This window comes from Actinocrinis sp. (assembly GCF_035938995.1).
GTDB lineage: Bacteria > Actinomycetota > Actinomycetes > Streptomycetales > Catenulisporaceae > DASZGI01.
Genome location: NZ_DASZGI010000324.1, coordinates 13,149 through 30,432 on the forward strand (window position 1 = coordinate 13,149; position 17,284 = coordinate 30,432).

At 69.8% G+C, this 17,284-nt stretch carries 17 protein-coding genes; 8 read left to right on the forward strand and 9 right to left on the reverse strand.

From position 1 onward, the window contains the following. Positions 1-89: 89 nt before the first annotated feature. Both VGZ32_RS23085 and VGZ32_RS23090 read right to left on the reverse strand, forming a co-directional pair. Complete coding sequence (locus tag VGZ32_RS23085) at positions 90-950, reverse strand: hypothetical protein (protein ID WP_326888254.1); 861 nt, start codon at positions 948-950, stop codon at positions 90-92. A gap of 424 nt (positions 951-1,374) precedes the next feature. Further along, positions 1,375-1,722: a hypothetical protein gene (locus VGZ32_RS23090; RefSeq protein WP_326888255.1), complete on the reverse strand. Its 348-nt coding sequence runs from the start codon at positions 1,720-1,722 to the stop codon at positions 1,375-1,377. 273 nt (positions 1,723-1,995) lie between these two features. Here VGZ32_RS23090 and VGZ32_RS23095 point away from each other — a divergent pair, with 273 nt between their 5' ends. Then, positions 1,996-2,655 (forward strand): zinc ribbon domain-containing protein, encoded by a 660-nt coding sequence (locus VGZ32_RS23095; protein WP_326888256.1) that lies wholly within the window; start codon positions 1,996-1,998, stop codon positions 2,653-2,655. A 255-nt stretch (positions 2,656-2,910) separates the two neighbouring features. On the opposite strand, the gene VGZ32_RS23100 is transcribed toward VGZ32_RS23095, so the two are convergent. Then, entirely contained in the window at positions 2,911-4,401 is a 1,491-nt protein-coding gene (locus VGZ32_RS23100) for an aldehyde dehydrogenase family protein (RefSeq protein WP_326888257.1), read from the reverse strand. Between the two features lie 478 nt (positions 4,402-4,879). Further along, complete coding sequence (locus VGZ32_RS23105; RefSeq protein ID WP_326888258.1) at positions 4,880-5,227, reverse strand: RNA polymerase-binding protein RbpA; 348 nt, start codon at positions 5,225-5,227, stop codon at positions 4,880-4,882. Positions 5,228-5,847: 620 nt separating this feature from the next. Between VGZ32_RS23105 and VGZ32_RS23110 the strand changes: the two genes are divergently transcribed. The 4 genes from VGZ32_RS23110 to VGZ32_RS23125 all read left to right on the forward strand — a co-directional run bounded on the left by VGZ32_RS23110 (position 5,848) and on the right by VGZ32_RS23125 (position 8,906). Beyond that, on the forward strand, positions 5,848-6,960 hold the full coding sequence (locus VGZ32_RS23110) for a glycosyltransferase (RefSeq protein ID WP_326888259.1): 1,113 nt from the start codon (positions 5,848-5,850) through the stop codon (positions 6,958-6,960). 379 nt (positions 6,961-7,339) lie between these two features. Further along, positions 7,340-7,720, forward strand: a complete 381-nt coding sequence (locus VGZ32_RS23115; protein ID WP_326888260.1) for an STAS domain-containing protein — start codon at positions 7,340-7,342, stop codon at positions 7,718-7,720. Positions 7,721-7,901: 181 nt separating this feature from the next. Next, positions 7,902-8,117: a hypothetical protein gene (locus VGZ32_RS23120; protein WP_326888261.1), complete on the forward strand. Its 216-nt coding sequence runs from the start codon at positions 7,902-7,904 to the stop codon at positions 8,115-8,117. 546 nt (positions 8,118-8,663) lie between these two features. Then, positions 8,664-8,906 (forward strand): hypothetical protein, encoded by a 243-nt coding sequence (locus VGZ32_RS23125; protein ID WP_326888262.1) that lies wholly within the window; start codon positions 8,664-8,666, stop codon positions 8,904-8,906. A 98-nt stretch (positions 8,907-9,004) separates the two neighbouring features. On the opposite strand, the gene VGZ32_RS23130 is transcribed toward VGZ32_RS23125, so the two are convergent. Continuing rightward, positions 9,005-9,208, reverse strand: a complete 204-nt coding sequence (locus tag VGZ32_RS23130) for a cold-shock protein (protein WP_326888263.1) — start codon at positions 9,206-9,208, stop codon at positions 9,005-9,007. Between the two features lie 491 nt (positions 9,209-9,699). Between VGZ32_RS23130 and VGZ32_RS23135 the strand changes: the two genes are divergently transcribed. The 3 genes from VGZ32_RS23135 to VGZ32_RS23145 all read left to right on the forward strand — a co-directional run bounded on the left by VGZ32_RS23135 (position 9,700) and on the right by VGZ32_RS23145 (position 13,774). After that, complete coding sequence (locus VGZ32_RS23135; protein WP_326888264.1) at positions 9,700-11,220, forward strand: DEAD/DEAH box helicase; 1,521 nt, start codon at positions 9,700-9,702, stop codon at positions 11,218-11,220. A 41-nt stretch (positions 11,221-11,261) separates the two neighbouring features. Continuing rightward, positions 11,262-11,516 (forward strand): Smr/MutS family protein, encoded by a 255-nt coding sequence (locus VGZ32_RS23140; protein ID WP_326888265.1) that lies wholly within the window; start codon positions 11,262-11,264, stop codon positions 11,514-11,516. A gap of 167 nt (positions 11,517-11,683) precedes the next feature. Beyond that, positions 11,684-13,774, forward strand: coding sequence for a hypothetical protein (locus VGZ32_RS23145; RefSeq protein WP_326888266.1), 2,091 nt, complete (start codon positions 11,684-11,686; stop codon positions 13,772-13,774). 399 nt (positions 13,775-14,173) lie between these two features. Here the strand turns inward: VGZ32_RS23145 and VGZ32_RS23150 are convergent, their stop codons facing one another. From VGZ32_RS23150 to VGZ32_RS23165, 4 genes are all read right to left on the reverse strand, one after another. Continuing rightward, on the reverse strand, positions 14,174-14,449 hold the full coding sequence (locus tag VGZ32_RS23150) for a helix-turn-helix transcriptional regulator (protein WP_326888267.1): 276 nt from the start codon (positions 14,447-14,449) through the stop codon (positions 14,174-14,176). Beyond that, the gene (locus VGZ32_RS23155; protein WP_326888268.1) at positions 14,446-14,589 is read right to left on the reverse strand and encodes a hypothetical protein; all 144 of its coding nucleotides are present in this window, start codon (positions 14,587-14,589) and stop codon (positions 14,446-14,448) included. Before VGZ32_RS23155 ends, VGZ32_RS23150 begins: the two co-directional genes overlap by 4 nt. A 9-nt stretch (positions 14,590-14,598) precedes the next feature. Continuing rightward, positions 14,599-15,102: a hypothetical protein gene (locus VGZ32_RS23160; RefSeq protein WP_326888269.1), complete on the reverse strand. Its 504-nt coding sequence runs from the start codon at positions 15,100-15,102 to the stop codon at positions 14,599-14,601. A gap of 376 nt (positions 15,103-15,478) precedes the next feature. Continuing rightward, a partial coding sequence (locus VGZ32_RS23165; RefSeq protein ID WP_326888270.1) for an MMPL family transporter occupies positions 15,479-17,284 on the reverse strand: 1,806 nt, incomplete at its 5' end.

A 17,284-nucleotide genomic window follows, 5' to 3' on the forward strand; every position in this document is an offset into this window, starting at 1 on the left:
TGACGGCTTGGCGCTCTACGTCCTCCGCCCCGCCGGACGACCACGTCAGGCGGCGGCGAAGGACCGCACAGTCCTTCGCCGCCGCGAGGTCAGTCGTGGATCACGCAGCCGCTGGCGTGGTTGCTCCAGATGGGTTGCATGGCGAAGGTCCCGGTCGGGAGCGTGACCTTCTGGAAGTTGGCCTCGCACTGGTCGCCGATCTCTTCGCCGTTCGGGGCGACCCAGCCGTTGCCGGCCTGCGGGTCGGTGATCGACTCGGCGTATTCGTGGCCTTCGACGATGCTGAACGCGTCCAGCTTGCCGCCGAGCGCGTCGTTCGGGCAGCGGCTGCCGGCGGGGGCGTCGAGTTGGTAAGGCATGTTGGTGAACGAGACGGTGCCGGAGTAGTCGTGGTACGCGCAGAACCCGGAGCTCGGCCACCCGTCGGGGTGCGTGCCGTGCGCGCTGAGCACGACGATCTGGGCGTTGACGTTGCCGGAGACGTGGAAGTGAGCCGCGCCCCGGTTGCCCTCGCTCGCGATCGCGCCGGCGCCCGGGTTGGTCGGCTCGGCCTTGGCGTTGTCCATCCAGACCCCGCCCAGGACGGCCCCGCTGAACGTCGGGCCCTGGCCGGTGGAGTCGGTGTACTGCGAGGTGATGCGCGACCAGGTGTCCGTGGTCGTGCCGAGTCCGTTGAACAGGCTGGTCAGGTATGCGGGTATGCCGTTGGTGTCGGTGTTCCACTGCTTGCCCCAGAACACCAGGTAGACCACCGGGTGGATCTGGACCGGACCGCCGCCGTACTGCATGTTCTCCCCGGCCTGCGCGGCATTCGTCGTCGCGACGTACTGCCCGGTCGGGCTGTTGGCGCTGGCGGTGGCCGAGGCCTGGCCGGTGCTCACCGCGGCGGCCAGGCCGACGGCCAGCAGGGTGGCCGCCGGTAGGCGCCATCCGTTGCTGTTGATGTGCATGCTGAACGCTCCTGGTTCGAGGCGTCGGCGAGCAGCACGCCGACGCCGTGGGCGACTCCCGTGGGTCTCGTGGACCACGCGAGTCCGTGGGTGGGTGAACCGCGGTTCAGACGTGCGAGTGGGATCGCTGACCGAAGCCGGCGCAGCAGCCGACTTCGGGTTCTGCCTTACCGTGGTTCGCTGGTGAGGTTAGCTCCGGGCAGCGGGTTCGCCTACCCCTGACCTTTCATGCGTTTGGCAAATTGATCCGCGCTTTCGGGCTCCTGCGGGCTGCGAATCGGCGGGAGCCCGCCGCGGGCGCTCGGGCGAACACGATCTGCGAGCGCGTGATCGGCACCCTGCGCCGCGAGCTGCTCGACCACATGCAGACCGTGAATGAGGTGACCTGCACGCCGTGCGTCCCAGAAACAGCGCAGCCAGCGGGTCATCGGCCGTCGGCTGTGTCGAAGGGCTCGTCGTGCCAGCGCCAGCCGGCCGTGCCGTCATCATGAATGTGCAGCATGAACTCCGCGACCGCACCGCCGTCCGGGAAGGTCATCGTCAGCGCGCTGCGGATGCGGTCGTAGCAGGCGTCGGCGTGCTCCCAGTCCTCCTCGTCGAGGGCTTGCTCCTGCTCCACGAATAGATGGCGGAACTCCTCGAAGCCGGCCACGGTCTCGACCCGGGCGTGCACCCACGGCCAGTCGGTGTCGGTAACAGCCAGCCGGGCGACCTCCTGGTCGCCGTGGTGCAGCCGCCATACGCTGCCGGTCGCAAGGTTCGCGTTCGCCATGACTCCATGATGGAGATTGCCACCGACGGGCGTGTGCCGTGCCACCGTGTTTCGACCCCACCGAGACGGACCGGCGCACGCCCTGGTCCCGCACGAGCGCTCGTAGTCTGACCGGCATCGCCCTGCCGAACCCTGGACGGAGGGCGCCGTTCACCGTCGCGCGGCGCGAACTTCTGTACTATGGCCCCGAATTACGGCGCCTAGGTGGGTCTGTGATCCGCCATGGTCGTGGCAATGCCCCGTGCCGTGCGGGGCTTGAGGGGGGATGGTCCCGTGTCCAACGAGCTTTGGTTCAGCCAGAACAACCGCGATCTGTCGCGCTCTTACGGCGACGACTCGGGCTTCGAGTTCGAGTTCTACTGCGAGCGGTGCGGCGACACCTGGCGCTCCGGCTACGAGCAGTACTCGCTGGGCCGGGCCAGCGGCTGGTTGCGACGGGCCAGCAACATGGTCGGCGGCGTCACCTCGAACGTCGGGTGGGACGTCGCCAACGCCGCCGAGGGACTGGCCACGTCCGGCTGGCACAAGGCCAGGGACGAAGCGTTCCAGCGCGCAATCACCAAGGCCGCCGGGCACTTCAACCGCTGCTCGCGCTGCCACAACCACACCTGCGACAACTGCTACAGCGCCGACCGCGGGCTGTGTCTCAACTGTGCCCCCGATCTGCAGTCCGAGGTCGAGCAGGCCCGCGCGCAAGGCCAGGTCGCGGCGGCCCGCGATCAGGCGTACTCCGTCGGCGGGCAGCTGGCACAGGACTTGGACGTGACGACCGAGCGGCGCCTGGTGTGCCCGCAGTGCGGCGCGGAGACCCACGGCGCGAAGTTCTGCGCGGAATGCGGCACCAAAGTAGCGGGGCCCGAAACCTGCCGCTCATGCCAGAGCCAGGTACCCGCCGCGGCCAAGTTCTGCCCGGAGTGCGGCACCACCGTCTGACGATGGTCGAGTGGGGCGGATCGGGTTTGGAGTCGACACGTTCTTTGGCTCTGGTGCTGCCCCCGTCACGTGACCGTGACCAGCACCAGAGCCAGAAACTGTGCGGCTCCGCGCAGATGGAATGAACGGCACCCGCGCGTTTCCCTCCCTCCCTGACTGACACGTGCTCCCTCCCTGACTGACACGTGGCGGTTGCGTTAGGACGCCCGTCAGTTCAGGAGGGCGGGCGGCGGGTCTCCCGCCGCCCGCCTGATCTCACTTCAGGTCCGCGATGACCGACTTGACTTCCAGGTAGTTCCGCAAAACCTCGTGCCCCATCTCGCGGCCCCAGCCGGACTCCTTGTATCCGCCGAACGGGACCGCCGCGTCGAACACGTTCCAGGTGTTGATGTAGACCGTGCCGGCCCGCAGCGTCTCCGCGGTGCGCATGGCCTTTCCGATGTCCCGGGTGAACACCCCGGCGCCCAGGCCGAAGCTGGTGGCGTTGGCCTTGCGCGCGACGTCCTCCGGGCTGTCGAACGGCATCGCGACGACGACGGGGCCGAAGATCTCCTCGCTCTCGACCTTCATCTGCGGGCTCGTGCCGGTCAGGATGGTCGGCTGCACGAAGTAGCCGCGGTCGCCGACCCGCTCCCCGCCCACGGCCACCTGCGCGCCGTCGTCGAGGCCGGACCTGATGTACCCGGTGACCCGGTCGAACTGCTCGCGCGAGACCAGCGGCCCCATCTGGGTGTCCGGATCGGTGCCCCGGCCCACCTTGATGGACTCCGCCTCGCGCTTCACCCCGGCGACCACTTCGTCGTACACCGGGCGCTCGACGTAGAGCCGGGAGCCGGCTACGCAGCACTCGCCCGCGTTGAAGAAGATCGCCCCGGCCGAGCCGCGCACCGCCTGGTCCAGGTCGGCGTCCGCGTAGACGATGTTCGGGCTCTTGCCGCCCAGCTCCAGCGAGACCTTCTTCAGGTTCCCGGCGGCGGCCTGCACGATCGACCTGCCGACCTCGGTGGACCCGGTGAACGCGACCTTGTCCACGTCCGGGTGCGCGGCCAGCGCGGCGCCCGCGTCGCCGAAGCCGGTCAAGATGTTGAGAACGCCGTCGGGAAGCCCGGCCTGCTGGCACAGCTCGCCGAGACGCAGCGCGGACAGCGGGGTCTGCTCGGCGGGCTTGAGGATGATCGCGCAGCCCGCCGCGAGCGCCGGGCCGAGCTTCCAGGCGGCCATCAGCAGCGGGAAGTTCCACGGGATGATCTGGGCGACCACGCCGACCGGCTCGCGCCGGGTGAAGGCCAGGTAGCGGCCCGGCTCGGCCAGCGAGAAGGGGATCGTCTCGCCCTCGATCTTGGTGGCGTACCCGGCCATGTAGTGGAACAGGTCGGCCGCCAGCGGGACGTCGGCGACACGGGCGATCGCCATCGGCTTGCCGTTGTCCAGCGACTCGAGCAGCGCCAGCTCGTCGGCGTACTCGAGGATCAGGTCGCCGATCCGGTGCAGGATCTTGCCCCGCCGCGACGGGGTCATCGTCCGCCAGGGGGATCCGTCCTCGAAGGCGGCGCGCGCGGCCCGCACGGCCCGGTTCACGTCCTCGTCCCCGGCGTGCGGGACGGTGGCCAGGTGCTCCTCGGTCGCCGGATCGACCGACTCGAAGCTGCGGCCGTCGGCGGCGTCCACCCACTGCCCGCCGATCAGCAGGTGCAGCGGGGCTTCGGTGAACTTGCGGACCTGGGTCTCGACTTCCATGTTGGTCATGGTGTTACCTCGCCTCAGGTGCGGCCCGGGACTGTGCCCGCCTGACGCGGGCGTCGGTGGCCCGGACCCGATGTCATGCAACCAAGTACCGTTCGGGCCCGCGCGCAAGGGGTCTGCGCACTCGATCACGCATCGATCGACCAGCGGTGAGGGAGGCGTCTCCGCGGGGCGAGGAGGTGGATCCGCGCGCCGGCGATCCGGTGGCCGATGATCGGGCGAACGGGGCCTACTGGGACTCGCGCCACCGCGGCGTGTCGGTGCTGTACCGGTCGCTGTTCTTGCTGCGCCGCCACTGTGGAGATCTCAATCAAGCTTCTTCATTGAGTTGTGGCGTATCGCGCCGTACCAACATTTGTACGGCTAAGAACTGAGCTCTAGGCGCTTTGAGGCATTGACCTGCGTGAGCGGAATCGTCGGCACCGGCAGCGCCCGTCGTCTGGTCGGTGAGCGCCAACGACCCACCGACCAGGACCAGGACTTAGTCCTCGTCGGAGGCGCGCAGTTTGGCCAGTGCCTCACCGAGCAGGAGTTCGGCGTCGGCGTCGCTGCGCCGTTGCCGGACGTAGGCCAGATGCGTCTTGTAGGGCGCGACAGTCGTCGTGGTCGGCGGAGGGTTGTCCTCGTCGCGCCCGGCCGGTTGGCCGCAATGCGGGCAGTCCCAGAGTTCTGGTATTGCCGCCTGGACCGCGAAACTGAGCGTGCAGCGGTGGCGACGGGAGCAGAAGTAGTCGATCTGGATTCGCTCGTCCAGCAGGCCCCGGTCGCTGTCGCCCCTGGGGCCGCCACCGACTCGCGTGCCGCGATGCAGACTGCCCTTGCGAGCCAACCCGACCAACTCCCTGGTGAGTGTCCCGATGCCGGGCGCCGGCTGCGACGCGGGTAACAAAGGGCGATGGCAAGGTTTGCCAAGAAGTCCAGTGTACGGCCTCGGGCAGCCGGTGCGTCGGTCGACGACGCATGAGCCGACGGTCCAGCGGGTCGCACGTCGCGAGTGTTGGGGCTAGGCTCAAGGAAGCGGTGTGTTCGGCTTCCCCGGTCGGCCGCTGCGGCTCCCCGCAACATCGGCCGTCCGTGCGCGGGTTGAGCGGTTCAGAATGGATCGGCCCGCGCTGCTCGTTTTCTGAGCGCGGGCCGGTCGCGGCGTTGCGTCGGCCGGTGCGGTGCGTGTGCCGGACGCGAGGTGATCAACGCACCCGGGGGAGTGCTGGGGGAGTGCTACTGTGAGCGGGCTCGCCGGTTTTGGCGCCGTCCGCCCCGAACGGCGCGGGGAGGCGGAACGCCTCTCCGTCTTCTAGATGAGCTTCCCCACTCGCTCTCCTCGTGCGTGAGCGCGCCACCGACAAACCACGCGGTCGGGTTCCCAAGGAGGGCTGTCCCGCGTGAGGCCGTTGGCTCGGCGGCTCGAGTCTCCGGCCACTCGTTCACGCTGCCCTAAGGTGCGCATCAGTGGTCAACTACGCGTTCTTGAGCGCATTTCCGCCCACGGAATCCGGGGTGGCCACGTTCTGCGCGGCGCTGATGAACCACCTGGCCGATCCGGCCAGTGGGGAGCACTGCGGCGTCGTCCCGGTGGTCGACGGTCCCGGCCCGCACATACCGCACGACCGGGTCGTGCGCTTGATCAGCGGCCAGCCGTTCGGCGCGCTGCGCGTGGCCGACGCGCTCAACCGGTTCGACGTCGTGATCATCCAGATCGAGGAAGGGCTCTACGGCGGTCTGGACGGCGAGGACCTCCTCGACGTGCTCGCCGGCGTCACCGTCCCCGTGATCGCGGTTCTGCACACGGTGTCGGCGGCTCCGACGCCGCATCAGCGCTTCGTGGTTCAGCGGATCGCGGATACGGCGGCGGCCGTGGTCGTGCTGTCGCGCAGTGCCGCCATCGCGCTTCTCGAGGCCTATCCGATCAGCGCGAACCGCGTCACCGTGATCCCGCACGGCGCTGTCGCGGGCGACGCAGCGCGACCGGCAGGAACGGGCGCGGGCCCGCCTATCATCCTGACCTGGGGTCTGCTCGCTCCGTGCAAGGGGATCGAGTGGGCCATCGCCGCGCTCGCTCAGCTGCGGGACCTTCGCCCTATGCCCCGCTACCGCGTCGTCGGACGGACCGATCCAAGGGTGCTGGCGCAGCACGGGGAGTCCTATCGCGACTTTCTGCACGAGAGGGCCAGGTCCTCGGGGATGTCGGGGCTGGTGGATTTCAACCCTGCTTACCGGGCGTCCGACCAGCTCACGTCGATGGTGCGCGACGCGGATCTGGTACTGCTGCCCTACGACAGCCCGGAGCAATTCGTCTCCGGCGCCCTCAGCGAGGCGGTCGCGGCGCGGCGCCCGGTGGTCGCCACCGATTTCCCGTATGCGCGGGAACTGCTCGCGGGGGGAGCCGGACTCGTCGTGCCGCGGCGCGATCCCGGGGCGATGGCGCACGCGGTGCGCCGTGTCCTCACCGAGCCCGGCTTGGCCGAGACGTTAACGGGGCGCTGCACCGACCTCGCGCGGGCGCTCGACTGGCGTGCCGTCGCCCACAGTTACCGCGCACTGGCGAGGGCGGTTCTTGTCTAGCCAGCGCCGGACTAGCGCAGTGCCGGACTAGCGAGCGCAGCGCCGGGGTACCGTGTCGATTTAGCCGCGCCGCGTCGATCAGCCGGTTTACTCGCTGCTTGCACACTCGCATGCCCCGCCGCCTCCACCTATGCTCCGACGCGCCCGATATCGACCATGACCCATCACGGTGAGTTTGATCTCCGGGGTGGCGAAGCGGTGATTTGTATGTGTTCGGCCATGGCGACGGGTACGCTGCGTGTGTCGCTCCGGACCTCGGTGACGTCCTTGCCGCGCATGAGACAGACCGGAGCTGACTGTGTCCGCCCCTCGACCGATCGGATCTCGTGACGAGGATTCAGGCTCGCCACGCGTCCGCGCCCACCCGGAGTGGGACGCGATGTCGGGGGAGCCGGTTTGGCTCGAGGTGAGCGTCAGCGCGCAACCGGGCCACGCGATCGTCGCGCTCTCCGGCGAGTTGGACATCGCCGGTACCGGGGCGCTCAACTTCCAGATGTCCGCCTTGGCGGCTCAGGGATGCACGCGGATCGTGGTCGACGTCGGCGACCTGCTGTTTTGTGATGCGTCCGGACTCGGAACGCTGATCGAGGCCGCTCATCGGGCGGTGCTGTGCGGTGGGTGGGTGCGATTGGTGGGCGCGAGAGCGTCACTCGCACGGATCATCAGGATCACGAAGCTGACGCGGATACTCCCCGAGTACCGCACGGTGGACGATGCCCTCGCGGACAGCGGCGCGTCGCACCCCGTCACGACCGGCTGATCTCGCAAAGGGTTCAGCGCCGGTCGGCGTTCGGCGTGTCATCGACGCATCCGCTGTCGCGCGCCGCGCGCAGGTGACGGCGATCTTTTGGGCGAGACGATCATGCCGCGCTGAGGCGATGGGGCCACCGGCGGAGGCATCGGCTGTTGCTTAAGGCGAGGTGCCAATCTACGCTCGCCACATGACGATCTCCGCGAGCTGGATCATCGCAACCGATTCCGGGAGTTATTGGGGCAGGTCGTGGGGAGCTGACGGGATCACATTCGTGAAGGCCAACGCCTATCGCTACGACTCGCCTCAGCTTGCGGCCCAGTGCATCGCCGACCTGACGGCGAAGGACACTACGCGCACATTCCACGTGGAGGAGTTGCCGCCCGGGAGAAAGTGGTACCGCTAGGCAGCCCCTCCCACAGTGGTGATCATGGTCTGCGGCGCTGAGGTGTAGAGTGTTACTACGCCTCACCTTGTGGCGTAGAAGCTCTCGCGACTGCGCGAGAAGATCGGCGGTCCCTGGTGGGCGCCCGCGTATCAGACGACAGATCTCATTCCTCCCGGGACTCGGGCGGTTTGGGCACCGCCGCATCCGCGACCGCCACCGCCGCTGGGGCAGCTCCACTCACACAGAGCGCCGAAAGCCGTGAGCAGGTCATCGCGAGGCGGCGGGCGGCGCAGCATAGGTGGCGTGCGGCCCGTGAGGGCGTGGAGCGGGCTGCGCTTCGCCTGCACGAGGCGTCGCGCCCTCCTGGTTTCCCGTCGGCCGCGGCCCGGCAGCGTCTTGAACATGCCGAGCACGGAGAGCGGCAGGCCCGGCGGTCTTACCATCACGTCGCCAAGGAGACCGGAGCGCTGCTGAGCAGGCTCGCCCACGGCGTCGGCAGGGCCTGACCGACGCGCAGCGCCCAGTGTCCGCTCCTACTCGCCCGCTCCTACTCGATGGAATCGCGTGGACTTCTTCGTCCGGTACGGAACCAGTTGGCCGACCACCACGACGGTGCGCACGCCCACGGCGCGAGCACTGCGCAAGGGGCACGCGGTCGCTGTGGACAGTGTGCCGGGGGCCGCGTCCCTGTGCGGCAGGTCCCATCGTCCAGCGGACGTGGACGACCGCGATTACGATTTCGCCGCTCTGGCCGCCCCGCACCGATGCGCGGTCTGCGCCGGACTGCTCGCCGCGTTCGACCGTTGAACAGGCCGGGTGCCTCCGGCGGCCGGCGCTGAGGCGGCCGGAAACCCACGAGGGGTCGCCGGACCGAAGTCCGGCGACCCCTTAGTCACAAGATCAGTTCACAGCGGCAGAATGTTCGCGGCCTGGGGGCCCTTGGGTCCCTGGGTGATCTCGAACGTGACGTTCTGCCCCTCGCGTAGTTCGCGGTAGCCCTGGGTGGCGATCGCGGAGTAGTGGGCGAACACGTCGGGGCCGCCCCCGTCCTGCTCGATGAACCCGAAACCCTTTTCCGCGTTGAACCACTTCACAGTGCCGGTTGCCATGCTTTTTCTCCTTCATGGAGTGGCCGCCCCGGATCCGAACCCTACGGATCTCGCGTCGCGGTTCTCACTCCATACCTGGACAAGCTTACCCCGGACGGCGCCGCATTCGGACCGTCGGCGCCGCGCCGTGCGCCCAGGTGCGGAGCGCGGTGGTGTTCGCGCTCGAATGTCGCGGCGGCGAGGGCGGCCGGATCGCGGCGGTCGGCCGTGACGGGCGCTGTGGTGTCCGGCGCGTCCGCTGGCCTCCGAGACGGCGAGACTGATCAGGATACTGATGATCCTGCGGCAGTGCCGCGGGCTGGGGCGGCGCCGCGCACCCGGCTGCAAGCGGTAGCATTGTCGCAGCGGGAGTCACAGGACCCCGCGCCGCAATCTTGATCCACGTGCCGTAATCGCTGGGACTTTCGTCCATGTGACCACGTAGTCGGCACCGGCATCCTGCACTGGTATGTCCGTGTTGAGCTGCGGCTGTTCCCACGTTCGGAGTCTTCATGGCGGCCCGCCGCCCCACTCGATCCACTGCGCCCACGCCTGCGCCCACGACCACGTTCGCCGAGCTCGGCGTGCCCGCGGCGCTGACCGCGCTGCTCGAGGCGAGCGGCATCACCGCCCCGTTCCCGATCCAAGCCGCGACCCTGCCGGACTCCCTAGCCGGGCGCGACGTGCTCGGCCGCGGCCGCACCGGTTCTGGCAAGACCCTCGCGTTCCTGCTGCCTGTGGTCACCCGCCTCGCCGCGTCGCCGTCCAAGCGGCGCCCGAACCGGCCGCGGGCGCTGGTCCTCGCGCCGACCCGGGAGCTGGCGACGCAGATCCACGAAGCCGCCAAGCCCCTCGCCGCCGCGCTGGGCCTGCGCACGGCCGCGATCTTCGGCGGGGTGTCCGCCGGCCCGCAGGTCTCCGCGCTGCGTTCCGGCGTCGACCTGGTCGTCGCCTGCCCGGGACGGTTGCTCGACCATCTGGGCTCCGGCCACGCGATCCTCGACGCGGTGCAGGTCACCGTGCTCGACGAGGCCGACCACATGGCGGACCTGGGCTTCCTGCCCATGGTCAAGCGCATCCTGGACGCCACGCCCGCCCGTGCCCAGCGGCTGCTGTTCTCCGCCACGCTGGACAACGGCATCGACCAGCTGGCGCGACGCTACCTGACCAACCCGGTCACGCACTCGGTCGACTCGCAGCACTCCGAAGTCCCGGACATGACCCACCATCTCCTGCACATCCACGCCGAGCACCGGGTGCCGATCGTCATCGAGCTGGCCGCAGCGCCCGGCCGCACGATCGTGTTCACCCGCACCAAGCACGGGGCGAAGAAGCTCGCCCGGCAGCTGGCCGCCGCCCGGGTACCCGCCGTCGAACTGCACGGCAACCTCGCGCAGAACGCCCGCACCCGCAACCTGGAGGCGTTCGCGCAGGGCCGGGCCACCACCCTGGTCGCCACCGACATCGCCGCGCGGGGCATCCACGTGGACGACGTCGAGCTGGTCGTGCATGCCGACCCGCCGGTCGAGCACAAGGCGTACCTGCACCGCTCCGGCCGCACCGCGCGGGCCGGTAGCTCCGGCACCGTGGTCACGCTGATGACCGATGCCCAGGTCGGCGAGGTGCGCGAGCTGACCCGCAAGGCCAGGATCACGGCGACCACCACCCGCCTCGTCCCCGGTGACCCGCTGATCAGCACCCTGGCACCGGGCGAGCGTACCTTCGCGACGCCCGAGCAGATCGCCGCGTCGACCACTACACCCGAAGGCACCGGCGGGTCCGCTCCCCGCGACACCGCCGCGCACGGTGGCGCACCACGGCATCGACGCGGGAACGGTGGCGGCGGCGCGCCCCGCACGCGAGAGGGCGCCGCCGCTGTGAAAACCACCGCGAAAAAGGGCGCCGGCGCCGCCAAGCGGCAAGGCTCCGCACGCTCCGGGGGCAGCAAGCTCGCCTGGTCCTCGGGATCGCTGCCCTCCGGCTCCGGGGGAGCAGCCAACGTCTCCCAGAACTTCCGGGGCCGCGCCCGCTGACCCGGCGACCGCCGGTCGGCTCGCGGGGAGATGATGGGCGGGTGAAGCTGAAACTCGACCTGCACGAGATCTACAACAGCGGTGAGCAGATCGACCGTGCGCTGCGGGCGATCATCGACGAGGCGGTGGCGAAGAAGGCGCCGCTGGTCGAGATCATCCCGGGCAAGGGCTCCGGTCAGCTCAAGAAGCGCGTCCTGCGATTCCTCGACCAGAAGGAGATCAAGGCGCTGTATCACCGGGTGGAGAAGGACTCGGACAACTTCGGCCGCGTCTTCGTGCATTTCCGGTGGAAGTGACCCGTCAGGCCGCGCCGTCCGAAGTGGTACGCGTGGGGCTCGATAGTTCGATGCGTGCGGCTTGAACAGGCGGTTTGGTGTCGGGCTGGCCGTGTCAGGGTTCCGCGGCCACCTCGCGCTGCGTGTGTACGATCGGGCGCGGCAGCGGGCGAGGGGTGATGGGTGTGGTGGCCTGGGCGGGTGTGTTCGAGGGCTTCGAGCGGGTGCCGTGGTCGTCGTTTAAGCACGCTTATGGCTCGGCGCACGACGTGCCGACCATGTTGTCCGGGCTGGCCTCGGCGGATCCCGAGGAACGCGAGGACGCACTGGGGTTCTTCTGGGGGACGGTCCATCATCAGGGCGATATATACGACTCCACCATCGCCGCGGTTCCGTTCCTCGTCAGGGCGGCGATCGCGCCCGGTTTCCCGGATCGGGCGGGCATCCTCGACCTGCTCGCCAGCATCGCCGGATACAGCCTCGGACGCGGAGGCGCGAGCGAGCCCGATCCGCAAGAGGCCAAGTGGCTGCCAGCGGTGCGCCGGGCCTATGACGGGGTAATGGTCGGCATGCCTGGGTACCTTGCGGCGTTGCGTAATGCTGATGTTCAGGTGCGCTACAGCGCCGCCGGTGTGCTTATGTACTGCCGCGATGAGCGTGCGCTGGTGATGGGTACGCTGCGCGCGGTGCTCGCTGGGGAGAGCGACCCGGATGTCCAGGTCGCGCTGATCAACGCGTATCTCCTGGTCGCCTCGGCCGATCCGTACGATGCGGCGTCGATCGACCAGGACGCGCAGCAGTGGCTGCTGGATTTGCTGGCGTCCGAGGCGCAGGACCCGCACGTCCGGCTAGCCGCACTGGCCCAGATCGCCGAGCGGATTCCGCAGCGGCTGCCTGCGGATGTCGTCGACGTGGCGCTTCGCTTGGCCGGGGACATGTACGCGGACGACTCGGCGCCGGGTTCGTCTGCCGGTAGTCTCCTGGCGCGGGTGAACGGCGCACTCGACGAGCGGGTCGGCGACCGCATGGTGCTGATATCGCGCGAGTTGGATGCAGGGCGGGGGGAGCGGGCCGAGGACGCGCTGCGGATGGCGCTGTGGCTGATGCGGGATTATCGCGGGGACTATGCGCAGCTGGTGGGGAAGGTCGGCGGCCATCTTTGCGACCGGTCCGCCGGACCGGACGTGCGGATGATGGCCGTCCACGCGCTCGAGGATCTGCATGAGCTGGCGGTTCCGGCAGCCGACGCGATCGCAGAGGTGCTCGCGGACGCTCGACGTGAGCACGTGGGCGCCGCAAACGACCGGTTCGCCGCCGCGAGCTCGTGGATCGTCGTACAAGGGCCGGCCAGCGCGCGGGTCGGCACGCTGGTGGGTACGCTGGCGCGGGCTCGCGATCCGCGCGTCGTGCCGATCCTGCGCTGGTGTCTGGCGTACCCGGAGCCGGTCTGGCAGCTGGGCCAGATGATCGGCGCGGCCGGACCGGTCGCGGCGGAGCTGGTCGAGCCCATCCGCGAGCGCATCAGCACATTGAAGGATTCGGACCGGGACAGCGAGGCGCGGGCGCAGCTGGCTTTCGCGCTCGGGCGGATCGGCCCGGCGGCGCTGAGCGCCGCACCCGACCTGGTTGCCATGCTCGACGACGACCGTGCGGGTTTCAGCGCCGCGGCGGCGCTGGGTTCGATCGGGCCGGCGGCGGCCGCGGCCGACGGCGCGGTCGACGGGCTGCGGCGCATCCTCGATCACCCCGACCAGTGGACCGCGGTGAACGCGGCGAGCGCGCTGGCCCGCCTCCGGCCCGACGACCCGCTGCTGCGGCCGGTCTTCGAGCGCGTCCTGCTCGACCCTCATGCGCGGCCGACCCTGGCGGCGGCCGAAGGGCTCGCACTGCTCGGTGCCGGGTCGGGCACGATGGCAGGCGGCCCGTCGGACGCGCTGCTCGCCCGGCTCGACCAGATGCTCGACGGCGCGGACTTCTGGGCCTGGCTCACCGCCGCGATCGCGCTGTGGTACACCACCGGCGATGGCGCCAAGGCGGTCCCGGCCATGACGCGCGCATGGACGACGGCGCACCACACGCGCCGACGAATCGCGCGCTGCGCTGTGGACATGGGCCCCGCGGCCGCAGCGCTGGAGCCGTTGCTGCGCGCCGAACTCGCGGCCGTGCGCCGCCACAACCGGCCCGCCGGATCGTCGGCCTACGGCACCGCGGACATCACCGACGACGAAGCGTTGCGGCGCGAGGTGCGCGTCGCATTGGAAAGGATCACGACCCGCTGACGCGAGACGGCGCCGACGCGATTCGCTCGCACTGATGCGATCCCCGAGGCCGTCGACAAACGCGAAACGTTCTCGCGTGGGAGCACGCTGGATCGGCGGCTCCGTGGCCGCACGCAGGACCTTATTCTCGATGTGAAGCTCGGTGCGTTTGCCGTCGCCGCGCGCCACGACGCGTCAAAGGACGCCGCGCTTGTGGTGGTGCGGCACGAGAGCGCGGTACTGCGCCGACCGCCCACGGCGGCGGCCCTGCGCAGGCTGGTGATCGAGATGGCACCGGGGGGCCGCGTTCACCGGCCGCGTCCGGCTTCGGCTTGGTGTCGTGACGGGCTGGATTGTCCGGGTCGCTCTGGAGCGTGCGGGCCTACTGCACACCGGCGGTGACGGGTTGCCTGGCGCGGGTCAGTGCCCGTCTGGTTGGTCGGGGTAGCGCAGCAGGTCACCGGGTTGGCAGCCCAGGGCCTGGCAGATCGCGGCCAGTGTGGAGAACCGGATCGCCCTGGCGTGGCCGTTTTTGAGTTTGGACAGGTTGACGACCGTGACCCCGACCCGGTCGGACAGCTCGGTCAGGGTCATGCCTGCCTCGCTGAGCAGGGCGTCGAGCCGGACTTGGATGCCGGAGGCATCGTCGTCGGCGCCGGCCGCAGTGCTGTCATCGGACGTGGAGCGGGCTTTCACACCGTGCCTTTGAGTTCGTCGTGCATGGCCGCGCCGACCCGGAAGATACGCGCCAGGGTCAGCAGTGCGGCACCCGCCAGAGCGGGGACGGGCATGACGGCGCGCACCGCCTCCCACACCAGGCCGGGATACGTGTTCACGCCCGTGCTCTAGCCTGTGAGCAGGCCGCTGAGGAGCAGGCCGACGGCGACCGCGCGCAGCAGGGCGACGGTGAGGCTCGCGGTGAGGATGAACCAGCCCAGCCGCCGCATCGCCGTGGCGACTGCCGGTGTGAACGGGCCTGTCCGGTCCGCGATCCTGATCAGGCGCCACAGCAGCAGCAGGACGCCGCACCAGGCCAGGATGGTGGGCGCCTGCGCCAGGCCGTACAGTGCCCACTGGCCGATCCCCGGGTCGTTGGCGCACGCCTGGACGGTGCCGTTGATGTTGATCGACGCGCCGGGCCTGGCGGCCACGAAGGGGGACTGCCAGGAGCCGGTGTAGGTCATGCCGGGCTGGTCCTCGCACACGGACGGTGTGCCGCCGTAGGCACCCGACCCGAACGCCCAGAACCCGCCGAAGACCGCCAGCGCAAGCAGCATCAGCACGCCGAAGTAGGCCGTCACCGATGCCAGCGGTTCGGTCAGCTTGTTGCGCTCGGTCGTTGTCGTCACGTCCACACCCTTCAACCGTGGCAGCCCCGCGGGGACCGGCCTGCGCGGCCGGTCCCCGCATCGCAGGTATCGCTCATGGGATATCGTTAAGCGATAATAACGATAAACGATATGCTGTCAAGGTCGACGGCGTGAGGTGCATTGGGTGGCCCGGCCACGGTGTGGCGCTCGTTCTCACGAAACGGGTCGTTGGACCCGGGGTCTCGTCTCCGCAGCTGGCAGCATGGCAGGACGCTGCTCTCCTCGCCTACCGGCCGACTCGCAAGATCCTCAGCGCCGTGGCCGCGCTGGCGCGGCGCGACGTGTCCCGCGCCGCCGAATTGCTGGTCCTGCGGCACGAGAGCACGGTGCTGCGTCGGCACGTGAAAAAGGTCTGCTACCGGCCGGAGGACCGGCTGTGGTTCGCGGCGCTCGCCGGTCTGATCCCGCGGCGTCGCTGAGCCGCGTTGGCAAGATGTGGACCGGTGCCAGTGCTCTCGCTTTCGGACAGGCCGATTCGGCGGTGGAGTCGTCGTAGTGGGCTGGGGGCGTACCAGATCGTGTCGCCGGTCAGTGTGGTGATGGCGGGGACGAGGATGCCGCGGATGAGGGTGGCGTCGATCAGGACGGCCAGGCCGGCGCCGAGGCCGAACATCTGTAGGAAGCTGACGGTGCTGGTGGCGAAGGCGAACAGGGAGACGGCGAGCAGTCCTGCGGCGGTGGATACGATCCGGCCGGTGCGGGCCAGGCCCTGGACCACGCTGGTGCGTGGGTCCGCGCCCTGGTCGTGTAGTTCCTTGATGCGGCTGGTGAGGAACACCTCGTAGTCCATGGACAGGCCGAAGGCGATGCACAGCAGCAGCACGGTCATGGAGGTGTCCATCGGCCGGGCGGTGATGTGGAGCCAGGTGGCCAGGTGCCCCTGCTGGAAGATCCACGTCATCGCGCCGAGCGCGGCGGACAGGCTCAAGCCGTTGACGAGCAGCGCCCGCAGCGGCTGGATGACGCTGCCGGTGAACAGGAACAGCAGCACGAACGTGGCCAGCGCCACTATCAGCGCGGCCCAGGGCAGGTCGGCCGCTATCGATTCCTTGGAGTCCACGAGGTCCGCGGAGGGGCCGCCGACCAGGGTGGCGACATGGTCGGGGTTCGGGAGGGCCCGGATTGTTGTGACGAGGTTTTGGGCGGTGGGGGAGTCGGCGGCGGCGGTGAGGGTGACCGCTAGGCGCTGCGCGGCCCGGTTGCCGAGTGCGCCGTCGCCGGGGTCCGGGGTGGTTAGGCGGCCGGCGGTGAAGGTGCCGGCGCTGCTGTCCACGCGCACCACGGCGGGCAGCGCGGATACCGCGCGCGCGTAGCCGGTGATGGCGGTAGAGGGTAGGGGGGCGGTGGTGACGATGTCGATGGTGCTGGTGGCGTTGCCGGGGAAGGCGGCGGCGAGGGTGTCGGAGACCTGGCGGCTGCTGATGCCCGGGCGCAGCACGGTGGCGTCGGGTGTGCCGAAGGCGACCTTCAACAGGGGGGAGGCGGCGAGCAGCAGCACCGCGACCACCGGTAGGGCGGCGAGCAGCGGGCGGCGGGTGACCGCGCCGGCGATGCGTTCCCAGAAGCGGGAGGCGTCCCCGCGCCCGGAGGTGGCCCAGGGCAGGCGTCCGGCGTTGACCCGGGTGCCGAGCAGGGCGAGCAGCGCCGGGATGACCAGGACCGTGGCGACGGCGGCGATCAGGGCGACGCCGATGCCGGCGTAGGCGAAGGAGCGCAGGAAGTACTGCGGGAACACCAGCAGCGCGGTCAGCGCGATGGCCACGGTGGTGGCGGAGAACAGGATGGTGCGCCCGGCGGTGGCGGTGGTGCGCGCGACCGCCGTGGGTACGTCGTCGCCGGTGGCGAGCTGTTCGCGGAATCGGCTGACCATCAGCAGGGCGTAGTCGATGCCCAGGCCCAGGCCCAGCTGGGTGGTCAGGCTGATGGAGTAGACCGAGACGTTGGTGAGCGAGCCGAGCAGGAACAGCTCGGCGAAGGTGGCCAGGATCGCGATCCCGCCCAGGGCGAGGGGCAGCAGCGCCGCGACCACGCTGCCGAACGCGAACAGCAGCAGGAGCAGGATCAGCGGGACCGCGATGCTCTCGGCTATCGCCAGGCTCTTACCGACCTGACTGGTGACCTGCACGTTGACCGCCGCATCACCCCCCGCCGACACGGTCAC